Below are 23,604 nucleotides of genomic sequence, written 5' to 3' on the forward strand. Positions count from 1 at the left end.
CGCTCCCACAGGTTTTGCGTGTGAGCGTCAGTACCCGGTCATTTCCAGATAGCCACGCCCGCCATGGCTGCCGCTGATCCGCACCGGTCCTTCCCAATAAGGAATGCGCAGGTTCATCCAGGCGGCGGGATTGAGCGCGTAGAGGCTGATGTCCAGGTGTTTGTCGGGAATGCTGATCGACCAGCGCACCGGCATCTTGCGTCCGGCGATTTTGGCGGTGTCCTGAGGGGTGAGTTTGATCTGCGCGCCGTACAGGGTTTCGGTCTGGCCGTCGGCGCTGATCCAGGTACCGGTCAGATAGGGTGCGCCATCGGTTTGCCGGGTGCGGAACAGCATCAGCGACTCACCACTGTCCAGGTGCAGGGAAAACCAGTCCCACCCGGTCTGATTGGCCGCCAGCGGCTGACTGCTCCATTCACGATCCAGCCACGCCGGGCCGCTGACGGTGTAGGTCTGGCCGTCGATTTGCAGGGTGCCGCTGGCCTGAAAGAACGGTTGACTGTAATAGTACGAAGCCTGGCCTTGTTCGGATTTGCGGCTGAAACCGTTGTCACCCTGCAACACCAGCGGCCGACTGGAGGTGAGGTGCAGTTGATAGCTGAAGGCTTTATCGCTGGCGCTGAGTTGCAGATCGGTCAGCGGATCCTGCGCCTGACTGGCGAAGCGCCAATCATCGATCCACGCCTCGAACGGCGCGACGTTCACCCCGGCCTGCCCCACTCCGCCTCGGGCATAGCGCTCGGCGGCATGGTGCGCGGTGGCTGAAGTCACCGCGGCATGCCCGAGCCAGATCGTCTGGTTGGCCCAGCCCGGCTGTTCTGCCGCAGGTTTTAACGCACTGCGAAACAGCGTCCATTGCACGCCGAAATCGTGGCCCTGCTGATCCTTGAGATTGGCGGTGACATACCACCACTCGATACGAAAACCATCATGTGCGCCGTGATCTGCCGGGAAGCTGAACACCCGCCCCGGCACCACCGGTGTGAACTGCGCTGCCTGATCGCCAAGCCCGGCGAAGCCCTTTTGCTCAGGCACAGACTGATCGCAACCGCCCAAGAGCAGCAGCGTGAGCAGCAGTGCAACCCGGTTAATCCTCATGGGCAAACGTCCTCAGCAGATCCGCCGGTTGCGTGCGGTACAACGAATACAGCGGCCACGCCGAGGCCAACAGCGTCGCCAGCAACGCCAGCCCGAGCAATTGCAAAAGTTGCAGCGGAAAGATCCGCAACGGCAAACGCCAGCCGAACGCCTGCACGTTGATCACCGCATCCAGACACCACGCCAACGCGATCCCCAACGGCAACGCCAGCACCAGCGTCAACACCGCCAGCAGCCAGGTCTGGCCAAGGTTGAGCAGCATCAATTGGCGGCGCGTCACGCCCAAGGCCCACAGCGGCGCCAGTTGCCCGAGGCGGCTCTGGCTCTGGGTCAGCAGGCTGATGAACAGCGCCACACCGGCCACCGCCAAAGTCAGGCTGTTCAGCGCGGCAGTGGCGGCGAAGGTGCGCTCGAACACTTGCACCGACCACCCCTTGAGCCGCGCCTGATCGACGATGCGGCTGTCATCGAGTTGAAAGTGCGTTTGCAGTGCGCGCAAAAACGGCGGGATGTCGGGCGGTGCGATGCGCAAGTTGAATCGGTTCGGTGTCAGTGATGGCCACAACCGCAGCAGATGATTGCTGTGGATCAGCACGTGGCCCTTGGGATTGCCGTAGTCGGCGTAGATCCCGACGATCCGCGGCGACCACGCTCCACTTGGGGTCGGCAGACTCAGATGTTCACCCGCGCGCACCTTCAAGCGCCGCGCCAGTTGTTCGCTGAGCATCACCGCGTCGTCATTTGCCAGATGCGCCCACGGATCTCCGGCAATCGCCTCGAGCAACGGCCAGTGCTGCCGGTAATACGGATGATCGATCACCCCGAAGACATCCGCCGGCCAGCCCTGCAGGGTGACCGCGACTTGCCAGTTGGGCAGCACCGCGCTGACGTTCGGTTGTTGCTTGAGCCAGGCGTACATCTCGCGCGATTGCGCCGGATTGACCGGGTTGAGGTACAGCTCGGCACTGAGGCGTTGTTCGAGCCAGTCGTCGAAGGTCTGGCGAAAACCGGCGGTCATGCTGCCCGCGCCGATATTGGCCGACAGCGCCAGCAGCAACGCCATCAGCGCCAGACTGAGTGCCGGCAGTTGCTGGCGGCAGTCGGCGAGAAACCACTGACCGAGCACCAAGCGACTACGCCCGAGCAACGGATTGAGCACCGCGCTGAGCACTACCGGCAACGCCAGCGCGGCGCCGAGCAGCAACCCGGCCATCAACACAAAACCACTTCCGAGGCTGTCACCAAACAGCAACGCCAGCAGCGCAATCAAGCCCAGCACCGCCGCCAGCCAACCCTGACGGCGCAACCAGCGCGCATGTTGCTGATGCCAGGCCTGCGGATCCGCCACCGCCAACAGCGGCAAGCGTGCTGCACGCAACAGACTGTTGGCACCAGCCAGCAACGCGCCGAACAGGCTCAAACCGATTCCGCTGAACCACCACCACGGACTCAGGCGCAACTGCCCCGCCACTTCCGCGCCGTACAGACCGCGCAGGCTGGCGGCGACATCCGGCAGCAACACGCTCGCCAGCCAGTAACCGCTGATGACTCCGAACACCCCGCCAACCAACGCCAGCACACCGAGCTCGACGACCAGACAGCCGATCAACATCCGCGCACTGACCCCGCAGGCGCGCAATGTGCGCAGCAGACCACGACGCTGTTCCAGCGCCAGACCGATGGCCGCGTGCACGATGAACAGCCCGACCAGAAACGAGAGAAAGCCCAAGGCATCCAGGTTGAGGTGAAAGCTCTCGGTCAGGCGCGTCAGATTGTTTTCCTCGGCGCTGCTTTTGAGCTGCAGCCGGCCATTGAACGCGGCCGGCAGCTCGCCATGAAAATCCTTCGGCAGTAACAAGCGCGATATTTGCCCGGGCTGTTCGAGCAGGGTTTGTGCGACACCGATGTCCACCAGCAACACGCCCGGCGCCATGTCCTGTTGCGCGTGCAGCGGCGGCAGTGTCTGGCCGTTGACGGTTTGCGGCGTGGCGCCTTCGGTCAAGCCAAGGGCCTGCAGGGTTTCCGGTGAAATCCAGGTGCTGCCCGGCGGTGAGAAGAACTCGACGATGCGCTCGATCGGCATCGCCTGTCCGGCCACCGCAGCGTCCGTCGGCAGCGACACCGGTTCGATGCCCATCAGTTGCAACCGCTGGTCCCGGTGATCCTTGAGCAGCAGCCGGCCTTGCAGCAGCGGCGACACCGGCCAGCCTGCGCGGCGCAGATCGACAAACCACTGCTGGGTGAACGTCGCACCGCTCGGTGTGGCCAGACTGGCTTGGGGTTCACCGCCGATCATCTGACTGGCCCGGGCGTAACTGTCGCGGGCCTGACTGTTCAGCGCCTCGACCCCGGTCAGCAGACTGGTCGCCAGCCACAACCCGGTCAGCACACTGAAAAACTGCACCGGATGTCGCCGCCAGTGGCTGAGCAGCGCGCGCAGGGTTTGCCAGAACACGTTCACGTCAGGCGACCGTTGGACAACACCACCCGTTGCGCCAGCCGCGCCGCCACGCGTGGGCTGTGCGTGACCATCAGCAGCGTGGTCGGCGTGTCGTCGAGCAGCTCCAGCAACAGGCGCAGCACTTCATCACTGGTGGCTTCGTCGAGGCTGCCGGTGGGTTCGTCGGCGAGCAGCAATTTCGGCCGTGAGGCCAAGGCCCGGGCCAGCGCGACCCGCTGCTGCTGGCCGCCAGAAAGTTGTTCGGGATAACGCTTGAGCAAATCGCCCAACCCCAGACGCTGCACCAGATGCGCCTGCCAGCGCGGTTCATGGCGCCCGGCCAGACGCGCCTGAAACGCCAGATTATCCTCGACCCGCAGGCTGCCGATCAGGTTGAACTGCTGGAACACCAGACCGATTTCAGTGCGGCGCCAGTCGGCCAGTTGCGCTTCGTTCATCCGCTCCAGCCGATGCTCGCCGCTGTGGATGCTGCCGCGATCAACCTTGTCGAGGCCGGCGATCAGGTGCAGCAAGGTGCTTTTGCCGCTGCCGGATTCGCCCATCAGCGCCAGACTGCTACCGGCTTCGAGCGTCAGGTCGACGCCTTGCAGCACCGGGAGCGGGCCTTGGGGTGTGAGGTAACTTTTGAACACGCCTTGAACCTGAAGCATGAGCCAACCTGATCGATGAACCTGGCCCCAAGGATAGCGGCCCTGAATGGTTTTTGTCCGTTGACGATCATCGCCGCGCCAGACCAGCGCCCTACCCTCCGGGACGGATCCCCCATAACGATAAAAACCGGAGACACCATGCCCCGTTTCATATTGAGCCCCCGTGGCCTGCTCGCCTGCCTGATCACCGCATGCCTGAGCCAATCGGCAATGGCCGCCAACGCGCCTGTTGCCCCCAGCGCCCAGACCATCGCCAGTAATGCTGCCGTCCTGCAACAGCTGCCCTTCAGCGATCGCACCGATTATGAGTCAGTCAGCAAAGGCCTGATTGCGCCATTCAAGGGCCAGATCAAGGACGCTGCCGGCAAGGTGATCTGGGACGTGCAGGCCTACGATTTCCTCGATAAGGATCAGGCGCCGGAGTCGGTCAACCCGAGCCTGTGGCGCCTGGCCCAACTGAGTGCCCACGCCGGTCTGTTCGAGGTCAGCCCCAGGCTCTATCAGGTGCGCGGTCTGGACCTGGCGAACATGACCATCATCGAAGGTGATGACGGGCTGATCATCATCGACCCGCTGACCATGGCTGAAACCGCCAGGGCGGCGCTGGATCTGTACTACGCCAACCGCCCGCGCAAGCCAGTGGTGGCGGTGATTTACAGCCATACCCACGTCGACCATTTTGGTGGCGTGCGCGGAGTCATCGACGAGGCCGACGTCAAGGCCGGCAAAGTCAAGGTGTTCGCCCCGGCCGGGTTCATGGAACACGTGATGAGCGAGAACGTCTACGCCGGCAACGCCATGAGCCGCCGTGCGCAGTACCAGTTCGGCAGCCTGTTGCCGCGCGGTGAACAGGGTCAGGTCGACGCCGGGCTGGGCAAGAGCACGCCTTCTGGCGGTACGATTACCTTGATCGCGCCCACCGATCTGATCGCCAAGGAACTGGAAACCCGTACCATCGCCGGCGTGCAAGTCGAATTTCAGCTGACGCCCGGCACCGAAGCCCCGGCGGAAATGAACCTGTATCTGCCCGAGCTGAAAGCCTTGTGCATGGCCGAAAACGCCACGCAAATGATGCACAACATCCTTACGCCACGTGGCGCGCAGGTGCGCGATGCCAAAGCCTGGTCGCAATACCTGGACGACAGCCTGGCGCGCTATGGCGACAAGACAGATGTGCTGTTCGCCCAGCACAATTGGCCGACCTGGGGTGGCGAACGGATCCGCACATTCCTCGCCGATCAGCGCGATATGTATGCATTTCTCAACGACCGGACCCTGCATCTGCTGAATCAGGGCCTGACCCCGCTGGAAATTGCCGACGCCATCAAGCAACTGCCGGGTTCGCTGGATCAGAAGTGGTACACCCGCGGTTACTACGGCTCGCTGAGCTTCAACACCCGCGCGGTGTATCAGCGCTACATGGGGTTCTATGACGGCAACCCGGCCAACCTCAATCCGCTGCCACCGGCGGACACCGCCAAACGTACCGTCGAGGCCATGGGTGGCGGCGCGGCAGTGCTGGACAAAATGCGCACGGCGATGGCCGCCGGCGACTATCGCTGGGCCGCACAATTGGGCAATCAGTTGCTGTTCGCCGAACCGGACAACGCCGACGCGCGAAAGGCTCAGGCCGAGTCCCTGGAGCAGTTGGGTTACCAGAGCGAGAACGCCACCTGGCGCAACATGTACCTGACCGGGGCCATGGAATTGCGCAACGGCGTGCCGGCACACGCCGGGACTTCGGTGTCGGTGGACATGGTCCGCGCGATGAGCCCGGAGATGTTCTTCGATTATCTGGCAGTTCGCCTGGACAGCGACAAGGCCGTCGGCCATGACCTGACGCTGAACTGGACATTCGAGGATCAGAAGAAGGACTTCAATCTGACGTTGCGCAATGGTGTCCTGACGCACCGCGCCGGTCTCAATCCGGCGGCAGATGCGGGCATCAGTCTGAGCAAAGACACGCTGGAGAAGATCAGCCTCAAGCAACTGGATTTCCCGACCGCAATGCAGAAAGGCCTGATCAAGTTGCAGGGTAACGGCAAGAAGTTCGCCGAGTTGATGGGCAGCCTCGATACGTTCGGGCCACAGTTCAACATCGTCACCCCTTAAACCGCGTCACGCCCTTCGCGAGCAAGCTCGCTCCCACAGAGTTGCGCGGCACCCTGTGGGAGCAAGCTTGCTCGCGAAGGCGTCGGTCCAGACTACACAGAAACCACTTCAACCACCGGCATCCGCCAGCGCTGTTCAATCACATCCCGCGTCGGCCCATACAACCGCAAGATCAGCGTAAACGCCCCGCTCTGTGGCGTCGGCAACCAATTGCTCGACACGCTCTGTTCAGGCGCCCCACTCTGCATCATTAACGTCAGGCCGCCATCGTTATCCGCCTGCAATACATCGCGACTGCTCAGGCAATAACGATCAATCGCGTTCGCCACCAGTTGCCGATCGGGCAAGTCATACAACGTCAGCGACCAGAACTCACTGGCTGGCGGCAACTGTCCCGGGGCGAAGCGCAGACGATAACGCCGTCCGCCCTGCAACGGTTGTCCCTGATTATCCAGACGGGCGCCGGTGTAGAACGCCTCCTCGACGCTGTTGCCGTAGATCCCGATGCTGGCGGCCACCGCCCGATTGAGGTAATTGCCGTGCATCGCTTCACGGTTGCCGAACAACCCGAGCGTGGTGCGGGTCTTGCCCACCGCCTCCTGCAGTTGAGCTTGCGCCTGCCGGATACCGGCGAGCAGCGCCTGCTGCGCCTCGGCAGGCAGCGCGGCGAAATCGAACGCCTGTCCCGGGACGATGCCGATTCGCGCAAAACGCTCGCGCAACCCTTGCTCCGCAGACGGCGTCGGACACAGCGTCAGGATCTGGTTGAGCACGCTGATGAACGCTGGCCCCAGCCCGGTCTTGCTATCCCACGCCGGCCAGGCAATCGCCGGCGCCGCGACAGGTGCAGCGCTGCCGGTGTATTCATGCAAACCACGCAAGCGGTACTGCGCCTGCAACGCACGCACGGCGGGCATGTCATCAGCGTTCTTCAGACCCGTGCGGCCGAGGATCATGACGATCTCGGTTTCGCTGCGCAGCACCGCTTTGATTCCGTCCGGCACCACGCCCTGCCAGTGCGGCCCGGCGATCAGATAATCGCCCGCTGCGCGACCGGTACTGAGCACACCGACGTAGCCAAAATTGTGGGTGTACTGATCGACCAGTTGATGCACGTAGTAGCGGTCCCGGGCTACCGCCGGAACGCTCAATACCTGCGGTTCGCTGCGCAGATCGAGCCAGGCCCAGGAGTACGGCGTGTCGTTGTTCGGTGTGACGATTTCGCGATTGGCCGGAGTGTAGAGCTGGCTGTAATGACGAAAGCGATTGAAGCCGCCGACGTATTCCGGCGCACTCGGATTGAACAGCTGTTTTTCCAGGGTCTGGTAGTGCATGAGCATCGGGTAGGCGTAAATCCATGCCTGCTGCGCAATCGCTTGCAACTCAGAGGGCTCGCTGGCCAGCAAGCAGCGCGGAACCATCAGACTGGCGCCCAGCAGCCCCATGCCACCGAGTACCGTGCGGCGGCTGTAAACAAAGCTCATGGCTCGACCCTCGCAATGCTCGGCAACTGATAACGGCCATCCAGCGCCGGTTGTTTGGGCAGGTACAGCCGCAACAGCAGATTGAACGGACCCTGCGGAGTCGGCAGCCAATTGCCTTGTTGCGCCTGCGCCGGAGCATTCGGTTGCAGCAGCAGGGTCAAACCGCCATCGGCGTCGTATTGCAGATTTGCGCTGCGATCACCCAAGGCGTAACGCTGGATCGGATTGGCCGCGAGCAACTGGGTCTTGCCGTCGTACAGGGTCAGCGACCAGAACGCATTCACCGGCGGCAACTGCCCGGCCGGGAAGTGCAGGCGATAAGCCTGGCGTCCGTCGAGCAACTGACCTTCGGCATCGCGCAGGGCCATCGGGTAAACCGCTTCGGCTGCATCATTGGCATAGATGTAGCGCCAGGCCACGGCAGCGCGCGTCAGGTCATCATCGCCGAACTTGCCGACATTGGTTGGCGACGGCAACCAGCCTTGCTGCTCGCGAGCCAACTGACTGGACGCCACACGCACTTGCTCACGCCCCGCCTCAGCACCGGCCGCCACCGTGTCACGCAGTGTGTCCGCCGGGGTAAACGGCGCTCCGGGGATCACACCAATGGCGGCGAAACGCGCCAGTCTGGCCTGCTCGCGGGTCGTCCATTCATGCAACGGCGCCAAGGCGTTGAACGTTTCGAACAGCGTCTGCGCCGCGCCCTGTTTGGTGTCGTGATACGCCGGCAACTGCAGCGGCGGCAGTGGCGCCGGCGCGGTGCTGTCCAGCACTCGCGACAGAGGTTGCAAGGCGTAACCCGTGAGGACTTTTGCCGCTTGTTTCTGATCGCTCTCACCTTTGACTTCAGTGCGGCCGAGCAAAAACACCAGGCGGCTGGGCGAACGGATCACGCCGTTGAAGCCGGCCGGGACTGCGCCTTTCCAGTCCGGCCCGGCAATCAGGTAGCGCCCGGCCTGATTGCCGGTGGCGCGCGTGCCAATGTAGTCAAGGTTGTCGGTGCGCAAGTCGACCAGTTGAAAGCTGTAGTAGCGCTCTTCAACCGCTGGCACCTCAAGCACCATCGGCTCGGCGCGCAGGTCGAGCAAGGCGCGGGAATAGAACGTGTCGTTGTTCGGCGACACCACTTTGTTGTCTTGCGGGCCGAGCAGACGCGGTTCGCTGTAGAGCCGGTTGAACGGCAGTTTGGCATTGATCGCGGTCAGCACCTTGTCGTGTTCGACGGTGGCATAAGCGAACACATACGCCTCTTGTGCCAGGGCTTTGGCCTGGTTTGCATCAAGGTCGGCGGCGTGCACGGTGCCCAGGCTGGTGCCGAGGGCAAGCGCGGAAATCCAGTGGCGCATAAAGATTCTCCTGAAGCAATAAATCCCCTGTGGGAGCGGGCTTGCTCGCGAAAGCGCTGTTTCAGGCGATGAATACCGCTGAACGTGGCGACGCCTTCGCGAGCAAGCCCGCTCCCACATCGGGTTTTGCATGGCTGTTGAAAAATTACTTGGCCCAGCGCCGCAGATCCGACGGGGTGTAATCGTCGGTCTTCGCGGCAAACCCGACCCGCATCGGCTCGGTCTCTTCGTTGGCCAGACCGCCGGCGTAATAACGCCCCGCGATCAGGTCGTAGGAGGTCTCGAGCACGTTGTAGGTAAAGCCATGGTCGTATTGGGCAATCGCGTGCAGCTCACCGCTGCGCCACAGTTCGCCGCGGCTGTCGTACTGGTCGGACTGGGCGATCTGCCAACTGTCCTCGTCCACATAAAACCGCCGTTTGGCGTAGATGTGCCGGGCATTGGGTTTGAGCGTGGCTTCCACCACCCACACCCGATGCTTCTCGTAGCGCGCCAGACCCTGGTTGATGTGGTTGGGCTTGATCACCTCGTCGTACTTGAGCGAATGGCTGCCGATTTTGTAGCTGTTGTAGGGAATGAACAGCTCCTGCTTGCCGATCAGTTTCCAGTCGAAACGATCCGGCGCGCCGTTGTAGCCATCAATGTTGTCGGCGGTAATCAGGCCGTTGCTGTATCGCGCGCTGTTGTCATAGGCGAGCATCGGCGCACGCCGTACCCGGCGTTGGCCCGGCAAGTATTGCCAGGCCGAACGCGGCTCGGCGACCTGGTCGATCGGCTCGTGCACCAGCACCGCTTCGCCGGACAACCGCGCCGGTTCCAGTACCCGGCTCTTGAACAGAAACAGCGTGTTGGCATTGGGCTCAAGCCCGGAAACGGTCTCGGCAAAGTTGATCAGCGACTGATTGCGCACGTAACTGGTGGCACCGTTTTCGCGCACCAGCGCCGCGCTGCTGATGCGCTCGTAACTGCCGCCGCGATAGCGGGTCATGTGGTTCCACATCACCTCCAGCCCTTCGGTCGGCAATGGAAACGGAATGCCCCGCGCATAGTCATGCAAACCGTTGCCACCGTCGGCCAGGCTGGTTTTCGCGACGTTGGTGCGGCTCTGCTCCAGGACATCCTTGGGCAGGTTGGCGCTGCGGTGTGTGGGGTAGATGTTCATCTTGTAGCTGTCGGGATAGCGCTTGAACAAGGCGATCTGCCCGGGGCTGAGAAACTTCTGGTACTGCGCGACGTTCTGCGCGGTGATGGTGAACAGCGGTTTTTCCGCCGCATACGGATCGCTGTAACTGCCCTTGCTATCGACCGTGCCGGCATTGCTCGCCAGGCCGCCGGTCCAGGCCGGAATGGAACCGTCAGCGTTGGCCGCCATCTCCGACCCCATCGGCGTCAGCGTCTTGCCCAGCGGCGCCGGATCGTTACCTTTGGCCTGCGCCAGACCGACACTGCACGCCAGTGCGAGCACACACATTTGCATACGCATGATGATTCTCCTTAGAAGTCTGCCTTGAAGCTGACGGATGCGAAGTCGCGGTCGTCGAGGGTGCTGTAATCGTTGGAACCGAAGAACGCGTTGTAAGCCAGCTCCACGCTGTAATCGTTCATGTAGACGCCGGTCAGGCTCAGGCCGAGGGCCTGCTGGCCTTCCTGAAACGGCCCTTGCGGGTCGTAGGAATAGCCCGAAACGTCGTGCCGCCAATTGATCGCCGGAATCAGGTTGATCCCCGGCAACACGTCGCTGTATTCAAGGCTGGCGCGCAGGCGATAACCCCACGACCATTCCGTGGCAAAGCCCTTGTCGGTGCAGTACTGATTGGTGACGCCGGAAGCGACCGTGTTGCACGCCGTGCCGTTGCGCGGTGCGCTGCGCCCGAATGCCGAGTTGCGCCCCAGACGCTCGTCGCCGAGGTCATCGATGTGCACGACCCCCGCCTCACCGAACAGACTCAAGCGTGTGGCGCCGAGGATGTTGTCGAAGGCCTGGGTCGCGGAGCCGGTCATCTGCCACACGCCTTTGCGCACCCAGCCGTCATAGCGACTGCCACCATTGGTGTTGAAACCCGGCGGCAGGTCGAGCCAGGAACTGCCGCCCGCGCCGGAGATCACTGCGACGTTGATGTCCGGTGCGTTGATCGCCAACGGCATGTTCGGCCGATAGCTCAGTTCACCGGCGAGCGAGATGCCGCTGACCGGTTCCACGCCGTTGAGGCTGATGCCATACAGGTGAATGTTTTCCGGAAACGCCGCGGCGTAGCTCGGTGCCTGAATGCCCCCGGGAAAGGTTCCGGGCAGCGCCGAGTTGCGTGCATCGAGGCTGAAGTACGGCAGCCGCGAGTGATAGTTGATGTAGTAGAACGCCGCCTCGGCATCGTTCAGCGCCGCAATGATGTTGCGCAGGGCGAAGCCGAACTGGCCGTTGTCCGACGGCGACTCGTTGCCGCGCGAATAGGCGTACAGCCCCGCGGCCTGCATCTGTTGATCGGTCTGCACCTGGCTCAGATAGAGCGGCCCGCAGCCCTTCTGGATCGCATCGCTGGAAGCGAAAAATGTCCCGCAACCATCCAGCACGCTGGGACGCCAGTTGTACTGGTAAAAACCTTCGAGGTTGAGGCTGTCGGAAATGCCGAAGCTGAACGAGACCATCTCCACCGGCAACTGGCCTTCCTTGATTTCCACGCCGGGCCGGTTGAAAGCGGAAATATCCAGCGGGTTGATCACGTTGATGCCGTTCTGGATCAGCAACGATTCGCCCCACGACAACACCTGATTGCCCACCTTGACATTGAGCGGATGATCGTCGATCTGGAAGTCCTTCCAGACGTACGCGTCGAGAGCCTTGAAGCCTTTGAATTTCGACAGGTCATCCCAGCCCGAATCATCGAATTTCTTGAAGCGGCCGTTGCCATCCTCGTACGCCGCGTCATACCAGTATTTGAAGCGGATGAACGCGCCCTGCCCCTGACCGTCGAGGCTGAAGTCGGTCAGGCCTTTGAAGTTCTGCGAGATCGGATCCCCCCTCTCGAAATTCAGCCGATTATCGTCGGCGCTGACGCTCGTGCCATTGGCGCGTACGCCCTGGGCCTGCAAGGCGTTGGCGCGGGTCATCAGGCTTTTGTCAGGGTTTTGCGTCGACCAGCTGCTGCCCAGGGTCAGGGTGGTTTTGGTCGACAGGCTCCAGTCTTCGTCGAGTTCGAAACTGGTGGCGTAGGCGGGACTCGACAGTGCGGCGAGGATCGCCAGAGTCAGGGGTTGCGTACGGCTGTGGCCACGCCGGAAAAGTCGCGGACGGACTTGGGGCGTGACCGAGCATATTCTTGTCATTATTGGGCTCCGGTCAGGTTTGCTCAGCACTGACACGGTGCCCAACCCTCACCCGCTACACGCAAGCGATGGCCGACAAAAAACAATCATCGGCGCGCTTATGTCGGGTTGAGGCGAAACTGCTTGGGCGTAATGCCGAACTGTTTGCGGAATGCGCGGATGAAGTTGCTCGGCTGGCGGTAACCGAGGCGCTCGGCGATACGTTCGATCGGCTGATCACCGGCAGTGAGCCAGTGCCGCGCCAGTTCCAGGCTGTCATTGCGACTGGGCGCACAAAGGTCGGCCTGCCAATGCCGGAGCATGCTCTGGTGCAGAAACGGATTGGCGCCGAGCAGCGTTTCGTCGAGTAACGAGCGATGCAGCGTCAGCCGTGGATATTCACTCTGCGCGACGTCGATTCCGGCGTCACACAGCCAGGCGCCGGCAGCTTGCGGGGGGCATAGACCGACGCTGGCAAACACTTGCCCGGGCGGCTTGCCGAGCCGCCGGGCGATGTTGCGCACCAAGGTGAGCGTCGCCGCATCCAGGCCAAAGTGATGCGCCTGACCTTGCACCGGGCGCAGCTGCAAATGGGCGAACGCGCCGCTCTCCTGCAACTCGGCGGCCACGTAATTGGTGACCTTGGGCACGAACGTCACGAAGCAATCGAGGCTGGCGCGCAGGGTCGCTGCCGAGTCGAGCAGAATATTCAGCCCTTGCAGGCACGTTGTCGCCAAACCGTTGACCAGTTCGCAGCCAAAAGTCGACGCAGCACCCGCCTGCTCACATTCGCGCCACAGTTGCTCGACTGCCTGCGCAGGAATCTGCCGACCCTGATCGTCAAGCGCTGTCGGGCAGATCCCGGCCCGAACCAGCAAGGTCTGCGGGCACAGGCCGGACTGCTCGGCATGGCCAAGAATGGTGCGGGTGAAAGCGCTGGAAGCGAACAGGGGTTGAGGCATGACGACAAGCTTTGCGAAGGACAGGCGTGTACTTATGCCAGCCAACGTGGTATCGATCCAATGCATTAAAAGTATCCGCAGAATGCAGGAGACGCATGATGGATTTGCGCCAGCTTCGCCACCTCGTGGCCCTCGCCGATTACCGCAACTTTGGCCGCGCCGCCGAGGCAATCAACCTCAGCCAACCGGCGTTCAGTCGCAGCATCCAGACCCTGGAGCGCGATCTCGGCTGCGCGTTGGTCGAGCGCAGCAGCCGCGAGTTCCGTCTGACCGGCCAGGGTGAATTGGTGCTGCAACACGCGCGGCGCCTGCTGGCTGGCAGTCAGGCGTTGCACAACGAGTTGACGCAATACAACGGCCTGACCGGCGGCGAACTGCAATTCGGCTGTGGCCCCTACCCGGCGCAAGTGCTGGTCCCTGAGGCATTGGCCGAATTCATCCAGGCGCACCCGGCGATTCGCACGCGTTTTCATCAGGGCGACTGGCAGCAACTGTCACTGTGGCTGCGCGAACAGCAGATCGAATTCCTTGTGGCGGACGCACGCTACTTCATCGGCGACCCGCAGTATCAGGTGCAATTGCTGCGCACCCGGTCCGGGCGTTTTTTCTGCCGCGCCGGACACCCGCTCGCCGGGCAGAAGAACCTCAAACTGCGGGCGTTGCTCGACTATCCGGTGGTGGGTACGCGGATCCCGCCGATGATCCGCAAGATTCTTGCCGACGTACTCGGCGAGCCGGATTTCAATCCCAGCGTCGAGTGCGCCCAATTCGACGCGATCCAGCGCGTGGTGCTGCGCTCGGACGCCGTGGGCCTGGCCACCCTGGAAGCCCTGCGTGAACAGGTTGATCAGGGCTTGATTCACCTGCTCGAATTCATCGACGTGCCCCGCGACGATCCGGCCCTGCATCTGAGTTACGGCATTGTCACCCGCGTCGGCTATTCCATGACCCCGGCCGCGCGGGCGATGGTCGAAGCAATCCTGAACGTCGATCAGCGCCTGCTGGCGGCCAACCAATAACCCGGAAGGTTTCGCAACTTCAAAATCCGCAACCTGACCTCACGCTTTCGCGAGCAGGCTCGCTTGTATGTTCAGACTTGAAGGGGTGGGGTCGATTGCTCCGTGCTGATCGAACGCGGTCAAGTGTGGGAGCGGGCTTGCTCGCGAAGAGGCCGGTACGCACAACCCGTCCCTAGGCTGACACACCGCTATCGCGAGCAGGCTCGCTCCCAAAGTGTCGGGGAAATGGCCGGGGTCTGTGGATCGCCCAAGGCGCACAGCAGGCAGTGCATGGCTTCTTCGCGACTGCGTTCGAAGCGATAGCGCGCCTCGATGTACAGCGCCAGTTTCAGTTCCACCGGATCCTCCAGCGGCAACGGAGCCTGGTGCAAGCCCAGCACACTGGCGACGCGACTCGGCAGACTCAGGCCGAAGGGCTGACGATCGGCAATCAACTTCGCCGCCAGAGTACTTTGCGTGGCCAGGCTAATCGTGCGACGCATCCCCTTGAGGCCCAGCTGCAGATCCACCGGGCTCAGGCCGTCGCGGCGGCTGGACACCTGAATCTGCGGTTGCTGCAAATACGCCTGCAAGGTACGCGGCGGCTCTTTCAATGCCGAGCCATAGGCGAACACATAGTGATCCGCCGCAAGGCTGCGCTTGTGCAAGCCACTGAGCCCGGCCAGCGGTTGATCGATGTCGATGAGGATGTCGAGCTTGCCGCTGGCCAGTTCCTGCAAGGCATCGCGCCGGCGTGGCTGAAAGTAGCGTACCTGCCAGTCGGCATGCGGCACTTGCAGCAAGGCATCGAGCAATACCGGCTGCAGACAATCCAGGCAACTGATGCGCAGCAACGGGTTGTTCTGCCGCGCCGCCGGAATCATCCGCAAGCCGTCACGCAATGATTCCAGCGCGTTACGCACGTAATCCGCCAACCGGTGCGCCACCAGTGTCGGTGTCACCCCCAGACGACTCTTGATGAACAACGGATCCCCGCACAATTCGCGCAGACGCCGCAGCGCATTGCTCATGGCCGGCTGCGACAGACACATGACTTCGGCGGCGCGGGTGACACTGCGCTGCTGATAGATCGCATCAAAGGCAAGCAGCAGGTTGAGGTCGAGCTGGCGTAAATCAAGCATGGTCTTGCTCCGGCAAATCGCTTAACGTCGGGCAGCCTAACCAGTGTCCCGGAACAAGCGGTGAGCCCTACATGACAAAAATCAATCAGCCGCCCGCCAACGCCTTTTACGCCCCGACCTTGCTGCCGGCGATCGAGGAATTGCTCGCGCGCGGCGTTGCCCGAGAAGCGATCGAAGCGCAGTTTCATCGCAGCCTGTTCGACTTGCGCACACCGTTCATGCGCATTCCACTGATGCTCTCGCGACGCTTCTGGGCCTTCGCCCAAGCGCAGACGAACGATCCACTTTTTGGCCTCGCCGCTGGACGCCGATTCGTTTCAACGGCGACCAACGGCCTGACTTATCTGTTCGACATCGCGGTGTCGCTGGAGAGTGCCTGCGCTTACTTCGTGCGTTTCTTTCCGTTTTTCAACGGGCACTTTCAGGCGCAGATCGTGCGCGAAAACGGTGAGGTCCAATTGCGCCTGATCGAGTCCGGCAGCCTGCGTGCCGCTCCCGCCACCGCTGATTACATCCTGATCAGCCTGTGCAGCATGTTGCGGCGCAAATTGCTCGCCAGCGGTCTGGGGCGCGATCCGGTGCTGGGTGTGCAGCTGACTGCGCCGGGCAGCGAAGAACACGCGCGCGCCTTTCGTGCTCCGGTGCAAGGCTCGCGGCAATACCTGGCGATCCACCTCGATCCGCAGTTGTTCATCGCGCCACTGACGCCGGGCAGCCAGGCACTGGAACAGACCCTGGTGGAGCTGCTTGAGCAGACCCGCCACAACAGCGAAGCGACCTTGCTCGAACAGCTCAGCGACTACCTGATCGAGGATCTGGCGACGGCAGACTGGAAGCAGTTCTGCGCAGACCGGCATCTGCTGGAGCGCACGGCTGCGCGGCGCTTGAAGGCACTGGGCTGGCGTTTTTCTGAATTGCTCGATGAATACCGGCGTTATCGGGCCGAGGATTTGTTGCGGGCGGGCGAGTTGGAGCTGGTGCACATTTCCGATCGGTTGGGCTACAGCGATGTGCAGAGTTTCAACCGTGCGTGTCTACGCTGGCTGGGCTGCGCGCCGGGGGTTTATCGAGGTCGGTGGCTGTCGGTTGCCAGCGATGAGGCCAGTGAACCCCGCGCAAATCTCACTGCCCGGTTGCCACACTGGTCGCCGCCGCCCCTGGCGTGACGATGGTATTCAGATCAATATGCTTCCATTCAGGCTTGGCCCCCAACCGCGCATTGAAGCGGTAGTTGAAGGTGAAGTCGTCCGCCGTCGGCAGCGTCAATGGTTTGCCGTACAGCGCCTCGACTCCCGCCAGGTCATAACCCATCAACTGCAGCAGCGTCGGAAAAATGTTGTAGTGGCTGGAGCGATCCTTGTTCGCCGATAACGATTGCGCCCAGTCCGGGCCGTGCACCTGATCGCCCTGAATCACCACCAGCGGCACCAGCCCTTCTTCCTCCACCGGATTACCGCCGCAATGGGTATTGAGCCCGGGGTTGCCGCGTTCATGCAGGTCCTGGCCGTGATCGGAGGTGTAGATCAGCAGCGCATTGTTCAACCTGGCCTGGGCGAATACCCGGGCGAAGAACTCGCCGACGTTCCATAGCACCGTGTTCTTGTAGGCGTTGCGGTACAGCACCCAGTCATCTGACTGGCCGTTGAAACCGTCGCGTTTGCCGGTGTCGGCCACTTCAGTGAATTGCCCGCGCGGCAAGGTCGGCCGATAGGCCATGAAAGCGTCGGGGTATTTGTCGTGCACCGGGAAATGCGCGCCGACCTTGTTGATCACCACCAGCTCCGGCTGATCGTCGTTGAGCAACTCGATCAGCTTCGCGGCGGCAGCCATGTCGCGGTCACGCACGCTGGTCTGGTCAAACTGGACGAATTCGTCGATGTCTTTTTTCTCGGTGTCGGTCATCAGGTTCTGCAGATTGCCGGCAGTGCGCTGAGCGTCGATGTACACCGTGCGCAACCCGGCCTTTTTCGCGTACTGCCAGATCGACGGCAGCGTGCTGTTGATCCGTATGTAGTCGGCACGGGTGCCGCCGTAGCGCAGGGTGACGTTGGTGTCGGCGCTGCAATTGGCGATGGACGCGGCGTAGCCGTAGTTGAAAATGTCGACGCCCGGATGCGCCTGCTTGAGGTTGCTGTGCACGCCGAACGGCGCATTGATGTCCAGGTAATTGCCGGAGATGCTCTCGTCGATGATCAGCACGATGTCGTGATTGACCGTCACTGCGTTGCGCACCAGCGTCACCGGCTCTCGCGGGCCGACCGTATTGTGCAGCGCTTCATAGGCGAACAGGTTCAGATAGGCCAGCGGCGTGTACATGATCGGCAAACCGCGTGCGCCCTCGCCCGCCCGCAGGAACAACACTGCGCTCAACAGCAGCACGCCACACACCGGCGCCGCCACGCGCAGCGCGTTGGGCACCGCCAGTGCATGACGCGGTTTCAGGCCGATGCCGAACAGCAACAACAGCCCGCTGAGCGCGCCATGAATGATCGCGTCGCGATACTGGTAGGCGGCTTCCTGGATGAAACCACCGGAGTACACCAGCGAGACAAAATTGCTGTAGCTCAGGTAATCCGCGGTGACCCGGGTATAGACATCGAAAAACACCGCCGAGACAAACAGTGTTATTGCGAACAAGTGGCGAATGAGAGCCTGAGTTATATAAGCCGTCAGATATAATGCCAAAGTAAGCGCCAAAAACATCGCGCCAAAAAGAAGTACAGCAAAACCGACGCCGATAGCATTTAACCGATCAATGTAATATTCGGAATAAAGCAGCAGATAAACAATTAAAAATACTTCTTTGGCATATCTGAACATGGCGATACCGATCGTTCAAATGGCAGGGAGTCAAAGGTTTGTCGGTCAGAACCTGACACTAGCACCCAGCCCTCAAAGCGCAAGAATTGACTGTTTTCTTCAGAAAGCGTCAAAAAACCGGTGACTCAAATCTGACACACAGCAGACGCTACAAGCCTTTAGATTAGCGGCTTACAACCGTTTATCGCTTATTTTAAATCTGAACAAATCTGCAACTAAACAACAAATTCAATCGCAGCAATGACTTGATGGCCAATCGCCAAAAAACGCTCAAGTGTTATACAGGTGCAACATGTCATTTTGCTGACACGCTTTTCAAACCCTGCGCTATACCCCTTTTACAGTCTTCTTCCGAACTTCTTCTTTTCGCTCTATCGAGGGTGCGCAGATGGACGTGAGCGTATTTGGCACCGGCTATGTCGGATTAATTCAAGCCGCCGCACTTGCAGATGTAGGGCATCGGGTTTTATGTGTCGATATTGACCCAAACAAGATCAGACAACTGCAACAAGCCGTGCCGCCTATTAGCGAGCCGGGGTTATCCGCCGCACTGGAAGAAAACATCAAGGCCGGGCGCTTGCTGTTCAGCACCCAGGCCAGCGACGCCGTGGAACATGCCGAGCTGATCTTCATCGCCGTGGGCACCCCGGCCGATGAGGACGGTTCCGCCGACCTGACCCACGTGCTCAACGTCGCCCGGGAGATCGCCTCCCACATGGAGGCTGATCGCACCCTGATCATCAAGTCCACGGTGCCGGTCGGTACGGCGGACCAAGTGGCCGCCAAGGCCAACGAAGAATTGCTCCGTCGTGGCAAAAGTGGCCTCAAGGTGCGAGTGGTGTCCAACCCCGAGTTCCTCAAGGAAGGCAGCGCCCTCGCCGATTGCATGCGTCCGGACCGGATCATCGTCGGCACCCGCGATGAGACAGCCCGCGAGCAGATGAGCGAGTTGTACGCGCCGTTCTGCCGCAACCGCGAAAAACTGATGTTCATGGACAACCGCAGCGCCGAGCTGACCAAATACGCGGCCAACGCGATGCTCGCCACGCGCATCAGTTTCATGAACGAGTTGGCCAACCTCACTGAACTGCTCGACGCCGACATCGAAGCGGTGCGCAAAGGCATCGGCTCCGATCCGCGCATCGGCTACCACTTCATTTATCCCGGCTGCGGCTTCGGCGGCTCGTGCTTCCCCAAGGATCTGCGCGCGCTGCTGCACACCGCCGAACACAACGGCATGCCGCTGAAACTGCTGCGCAGCGTCACTGATGTCAACGACCTGCAGCGGCACATCCTCTTCAGCAAACTCAAGGCGCAGTTTCCGCAAGGTCTGGTCGGCAAGTCGATCGCGATCTGGGGGCTGGCGTTCAAACCCAACACCGACGACATGCGCGAAGCCCCCAGCCGCTATCTGATGGACGCGCTGTGGGCCGAAGGCGCCAGCGTGCAGGCCTACGATCCGGAAGCCATGTCCGAGTGCCGGCGCCTCTACGGTTACCGCAACGACCTGCACCTGTGCGCCACCCGCGACGACACCCTGGAAGATGCCGATGCGCTGGTGATCTGCACCGAGTGGAAGAATTTTCGCGTAGTGGATTTCGAGCTGCTGGCGAGCAAGCTGCGCTCGAAAGTGATTGTCGACGGACGCAACCTCTACAACCCGGAACACGTGGCCGCTGCCGGTCTGCATTACAGCGGCATCGGCCTGCGCCACATCGCTCCGGAAGGACTGCGCCCATGAAAATTCTGGTCACTGGCGCAGCCGGCTTCATTGGTGCCCATTGCGTGTTGCGGCTGATGCGCGACGGGCATGCGGTGGTCGGCCTGGATAACTTCAACGGCTACTACGACCCGCAGCTCAAGCATGATCGGGTGCAATGGGTGCGCGATCAGGCGGGGAATTTCCCGCTTGCACGGATTGATCTGACCGATGCCGCGGCGATTGAAGCGCTGTTTGTCCGCGAACAACCGCAAGTGGTGATCCACCTCGCGGCGCAGGCCGGGGTGCGCTACTCGCTGGAAAACCCACGGGCCTATCTGGACAGCAACCTCAGCGGCTTCCTGAATATTCTGGAAAGCTGCCGGCACCATCCGGTCGAGCACCTGATCTATGCCTCGTCGAGCTCGGTGTATGGCGCCAACCAGCACACCCCGTACTCGGTGCACGACGGCGTCAATCACCCGCTGTCGCTGTACGCCGCGACCAAGAAAGCCAACGAGCTGATGGCCCACAGTTACAGCCACCTGTTCGGCATTCCCAGCACCGGCCTGCGCTTTTTCACCGTGTACGGGCCATGGGGTCGGCCGGACATGTCGCCGATCCAGTTCGCCCGGGCGATCAGCGAAGGCACACCGCTGAAGCTGTTCAACTACGGCGAGCACCAGCGCGATTTCACCTACATCGATGACATCGTCGAAAGCATCGCGCGCCTCACCGACCATCCGCCGCACAGCCAGCCGGAGTGGGATCGTAAACATCCCGACGCCGGCAGCAGCATGGCCCCGTGGCGCCTGTTCAACATCGGCGGCCACCACCCCGTGGCGCTGAACAATTATCTGGCGCTGATGGAAAAACACCTCGGCCAGAAAGCCATTGTCGAGCTCTTGCCCCTGCAACCGGGCGATGTGCTCAACACCTGTGCCGAGACCGACGATCTGGCCCAGGCCACCGGGTTCCAGCCCCGGATCGAGCTGGATGAAGGACTGGGGCGTTTCATCGCCTGGTTTCGCGACTACTACCCCACTGCCTATCGCCCACGCGCCGCTCGCGGCTGAACATCAGCGGAGGACCCCATGACTGGACATGAACAAGGTGTACCGATCACTCAGATGCGCCGCGACAAGCGCATGGATCCCGAGCACCGAATGCGCCTCGATAGCGCCATCCACAGGCAGGGCCGTGGCTGGCTGACCGGCCGCGACGGTGGCCGGCCATGGACCCTGTCGCGCACCAATCGCGTGCTCGCCTGCATCGGTGCATTGCTGATTCTGCTGGTGTTTTCGCCGCTGCTGCTGGGCCTGGCACTGGCCATCAAATTCACCAGCCCGGGACCGGTGATGTTCGTGCAGAAACGCACCGGTTATCGCGGCCGCACCTTCGGCATGTACAAGTTCCGCACCATGGTGTGCAACGCCGAAGAACTCAAGGAATCGCTGCGCCACCTCAACAAGCACGGGGTCGACGCCATCGATTTCAAGATCGACAAGGATCCACGCATCACCGGCATCGGCGGTTTCCTGCGGCGTACCAGCCTCGACGAACTGCCCAACCTGTTCAACGTGGTCAGCGGCGACATGCGCCTGGTCGGCCCGCGGCCGACCTCGTTCAATGCCTACCGCTACAAGGACAATCACCTCGCGCGCCTGAGCATCTATCCCGGCATGACCGGCCTCTGGCAGATCTCCGGGCGCAGCAACATCGACTTCGACCAGCGCGTTGAGTTGGACCTCAGCTATATCGCCGAGCAAAGCCTTTTGCTTGATCTGAAGATCTTGTTGAAAACCCCCTTCAAAGTATTCAGCGGCCACGGAGCAAGCTAATGGACGGTTCAACCAGCAAAAGCCTGAGCATTGCCAACCCCAGCGAATCGAACCTGATTTCGACCGTGCTGGATCTGGATCTGCGGATCCTGTTCCTGACCGCCGCCAATCCCGGCGCGGGCACCACCACCAGCGCCCTGGCGCTGGCCAGCCAACTGGCGCAGATGAGCAGCGGCCAGGTGCTGGTGGTCGATGCCAGCCATTCGGCAGGCAACCTCACGCAGCAATTGAACCTGGGCAAGGAGCGCGGCCTGCGCGACCTGCTGTTCAACCCGGACAACCCGCCGCTGTTGCAGGACTGCGTGGTGCAGGTGTCGAGCCTGCCCTTCCACGTACTGCCCAACGGCCGGCCGATCCGCACCCTGGAGCACCTGACCGCCGAGCGCCTGAGCCCGTTGCTCGATCGCCTGGGCACGCAGTACCGCTTCGTGGTGATCGACGGCGACGCGGTGTATTCCGCCGCCGACACGCTGGTGCTCGCCACTCAGGTCGATGGTGTGGTGTTCGTGGTGCGCGCCGAGGACACCCGCTGGGAAGTCGCCCAGGCTGCCGTGCAACGCCTGACCCAGGCTGGAGCAAAAGTGGTCGGCAGCGTGTTCAACCGGCGCAAGTACTACATGCCCAAGTGGCTCTACAAAAACCTGTAAGCGAACGCAAAGGATGACGCCATGAACGCCAAGATACTTGTTCTGCTGATGCTGCCGCTTGCAGGCTGCTCCAGCAATTCCGAAACCCGCAACATGCCGGTGAATATCCTCACCGCCACACCGGCCAATGCCCAGGCCACTGACATGCCGAGGGTCGAACAGACCCTGCGCCCGAAAGACGTGCTGGATGTGATTTTCCACATCAGTACCAGCGGCTCGGACGCTTATCGCGTGCAGTCGGGTGACCAGATCGGCCTGAACTTCACCGCCGCCAGTCAGCTCAACGGCACGCAACTGGTGCTGCCCGACGGCACCATCGAACTGCCGGGCGCCAACACCTCGGTGAAAATCGCCGGTTTGACCAGCGACGAGGCCCGTCAGGAAATCCAGCGTGCCTATCAGCGCAAGCAGCTGTTCCAGCCCAACCGCAACCAGCTCTCGGTGCAGATTCTCAGCCCGCTGAGCAACGAGCAGAACCTCAAAAGTGCGCTGAACCACCCGGCCACCGGCATGAGCCGCGAGATCACCGTCGGCACTGACGGCTACGCGAGTTTCCCGGAAATCGGCGCCGTGCCGCTGCAAGGCATGACCGTCAATCAACTGGAAACCTTCCTCAACCAGAAGTACGCGCAACTGCCGGGGCGGATGACTGTGGATGTGCTGCTCAAATCCACCGCCGGCAATGAGATTTACGTGCTCGGCGAAGTCGCGCAACCGGGCTCCTACCCGATCCGCCGGCCGGTGTCGGTGCTTGAAGCGTTGACTCTGGCGCGCGGCACCAACGTCAAGGCGCGGCTCGATTCGGTAGTGATCATGCGGCGCAACGGCAATCAGGTGCAGGCCATGAACTACGACGTGGAGAAAGCCCTGTCGGGCGATGCGCCACAGATCGCCTACCTGCAACCGGACGACATGCTCTACGTGCCAAAAACCAAACTGGCCAGCGCCGGCGAACTCGCCCGCCAACTGGCCGACGTGGTGCTGTTCCAGGGCGTGGGTTTCAGCTTCGGCTACCGCGTCGACAACAAAGGCAGTGACAACTGA

Annotated in this window: 18 protein-coding genes; 8 read left to right on the top strand and 10 right to left on the bottom strand. The window is 61.8% G+C overall.

The genetic code is table 11. From position 1 onward, the window contains the following. Positions 1–27: 27 nt before the first annotated feature. The 3 genes from AC1RBR_RS16810 to AC1RBR_RS16820 are packed head-to-tail and all read right to left on the bottom strand — an operon-like array spanning position 28 to position 4,209. Positions 28–1,098, bottom strand: a complete 1,071-nt coding sequence (locus AC1RBR_RS16810) for a lipocalin-like domain-containing protein (protein ID WP_492565653.1) — start codon at positions 1,096–1,098, stop codon at positions 28–30. Then, complete coding sequence (locus AC1RBR_RS16815) at positions 1,088–3,559, bottom strand: ABC transporter permease (protein WP_492565654.1); 2,472 nt, start codon at positions 3,557–3,559, stop codon at positions 1,088–1,090. The genes AC1RBR_RS16810 and AC1RBR_RS16815 overlap by 11 nt, the downstream gene beginning before the upstream one ends. Then, positions 3,556–4,209: an ABC transporter ATP-binding protein gene (locus AC1RBR_RS16820; protein WP_115987044.1), complete on the bottom strand. Its 654-nt coding sequence runs from the start codon at positions 4,207–4,209 to the stop codon at positions 3,556–3,558. Before AC1RBR_RS16820 ends, AC1RBR_RS16815 begins: the two co-directional genes overlap by 4 nt. A gap of 138 nt (positions 4,210–4,347) precedes the next feature. Between AC1RBR_RS16820 and AC1RBR_RS16825 the strand changes: the two genes are divergently transcribed. After that, positions 4,348–6,321 carry an alkyl/aryl-sulfatase gene (locus AC1RBR_RS16825; protein WP_492565656.1) on the top strand — a complete coding sequence of 658 codons (1,974 nt, stop codon included), beginning with the start codon at positions 4,348–4,350 and terminating at the stop codon, positions 6,319–6,321. Positions 6,322–6,413: 92 nt separating this feature from the next. On the opposite strand, the gene AC1RBR_RS16830 is transcribed toward AC1RBR_RS16825, so the two are convergent. From AC1RBR_RS16830 to AC1RBR_RS16850, 5 genes are all read right to left on the bottom strand, one after another. Further along, positions 6,414–7,805, bottom strand: coding sequence for a DUF1254 domain-containing protein (locus tag AC1RBR_RS16830; protein WP_492565658.1), 1,392 nt, complete (start codon positions 7,803–7,805; stop codon positions 6,414–6,416). After that, positions 7,802–9,151, bottom strand: a complete 1,350-nt coding sequence (locus AC1RBR_RS16835) for a DUF1254 domain-containing protein (RefSeq protein ID WP_492565660.1) — start codon at positions 9,149–9,151, stop codon at positions 7,802–7,804. The genes AC1RBR_RS16830 and AC1RBR_RS16835 overlap by 4 nt, the downstream gene beginning before the upstream one ends. Positions 9,152–9,296: 145 nt before the next feature. Beyond that, on the bottom strand, positions 9,297–10,634 hold the full coding sequence (locus AC1RBR_RS16840; protein WP_492565662.1) for a DUF1329 domain-containing protein: 1,338 nt from the start codon (positions 10,632–10,634) through the stop codon (positions 9,297–9,299). Positions 10,635–10,645: 11 nt separating this feature from the next. Further along, complete coding sequence (locus AC1RBR_RS16845; protein WP_492565664.1) at positions 10,646–12,472, bottom strand: DUF1302 domain-containing protein; 1,827 nt, start codon at positions 12,470–12,472, stop codon at positions 10,646–10,648. Positions 12,473–12,570: 98 nt separating this feature from the next. After that, positions 12,571–13,413 (bottom strand): AraC family transcriptional regulator, encoded by an 843-nt coding sequence (locus AC1RBR_RS16850; protein ID WP_492565666.1) that lies wholly within the window; start codon positions 13,411–13,413, stop codon positions 12,571–12,573. Between the two features lie 98 nt (positions 13,414–13,511). On the opposite strand from AC1RBR_RS16850, the gene AC1RBR_RS16855 reads away from it, so the two are divergent. Continuing rightward, on the top strand, positions 13,512–14,432 hold the full coding sequence (locus AC1RBR_RS16855) for a LysR family transcriptional regulator (protein WP_492565668.1): 921 nt from the start codon (positions 13,512–13,514) through the stop codon (positions 14,430–14,432). Between the two features lie 188 nt (positions 14,433–14,620). Here AC1RBR_RS16855 and AC1RBR_RS16860 read toward each other — a convergent pair whose 3' ends face one another. Then, a complete protein-coding gene (locus tag AC1RBR_RS16860; RefSeq protein WP_492565670.1) occupies positions 14,621–15,553 on the bottom strand; it encodes a LysR family transcriptional regulator in 933 nt (310 codons plus the stop codon). A gap of 71 nt (positions 15,554–15,624) precedes the next feature. On the opposite strand from AC1RBR_RS16860, the gene AC1RBR_RS16865 reads away from it, so the two are divergent. Next, positions 15,625–16,719 (top strand): helix-turn-helix transcriptional regulator, encoded by a 1,095-nt coding sequence (locus tag AC1RBR_RS16865; protein ID WP_492565671.1) that lies wholly within the window; start codon positions 15,625–15,627, stop codon positions 16,717–16,719. Here the strand turns inward: AC1RBR_RS16865 and AC1RBR_RS16870 are convergent. Next, complete coding sequence (locus AC1RBR_RS16870) at positions 16,676–18,373, bottom strand: sulfatase-like hydrolase/transferase (protein WP_492565673.1); 1,698 nt, start codon at positions 18,371–18,373, stop codon at positions 16,676–16,678. The genes AC1RBR_RS16865 and AC1RBR_RS16870 overlap by 44 nt on opposite strands. 388 nt (positions 18,374–18,761) lie before the next feature. Between AC1RBR_RS16870 and AC1RBR_RS16875 the strand changes: the two genes are divergently transcribed. The 5 genes from AC1RBR_RS16875 to AC1RBR_RS16895 are packed head-to-tail and all read left to right on the top strand — an operon-like array spanning position 18,762 to position 23,604. Further along, a complete protein-coding gene (locus tag AC1RBR_RS16875) occupies positions 18,762–20,114 on the top strand; it encodes a UDP-glucose dehydrogenase family protein (RefSeq protein ID WP_492565674.1) in 1,353 nt (450 codons plus the stop codon). Then, positions 20,111–21,148 (top strand): NAD-dependent epimerase, encoded by a 1,038-nt coding sequence (locus tag AC1RBR_RS16880; protein WP_492565676.1) that lies wholly within the window; start codon positions 20,111–20,113, stop codon positions 21,146–21,148. The genes AC1RBR_RS16875 and AC1RBR_RS16880 overlap by 4 nt, the downstream gene beginning before the upstream one ends. Positions 21,149–21,166: 18 nt before the next feature. Continuing rightward, complete coding sequence (locus tag AC1RBR_RS16885; protein WP_115987032.1) at positions 21,167–21,913, top strand: sugar transferase; 747 nt, start codon at positions 21,167–21,169, stop codon at positions 21,911–21,913. Then, the gene (locus tag AC1RBR_RS16890) at positions 21,913–22,560 is read left to right on the top strand and encodes a CpsD/CapB family tyrosine-protein kinase (RefSeq protein ID WP_047601869.1); all 648 of its coding nucleotides are present in this window, start codon (positions 21,913–21,915) and stop codon (positions 22,558–22,560) included. The genes AC1RBR_RS16885 and AC1RBR_RS16890 overlap by 1 nt, the downstream gene beginning before the upstream one ends. Positions 22,561–22,581: 21 nt before the next feature. Further along, a complete protein-coding gene (locus tag AC1RBR_RS16895) occupies positions 22,582–23,604 on the top strand; it encodes a polysaccharide biosynthesis/export family protein (protein ID WP_095136665.1) in 1,023 nt (340 codons plus the stop codon).

This window comes from Pseudomonas sp. GW823-FHT01D03 (assembly GCF_058798255.1).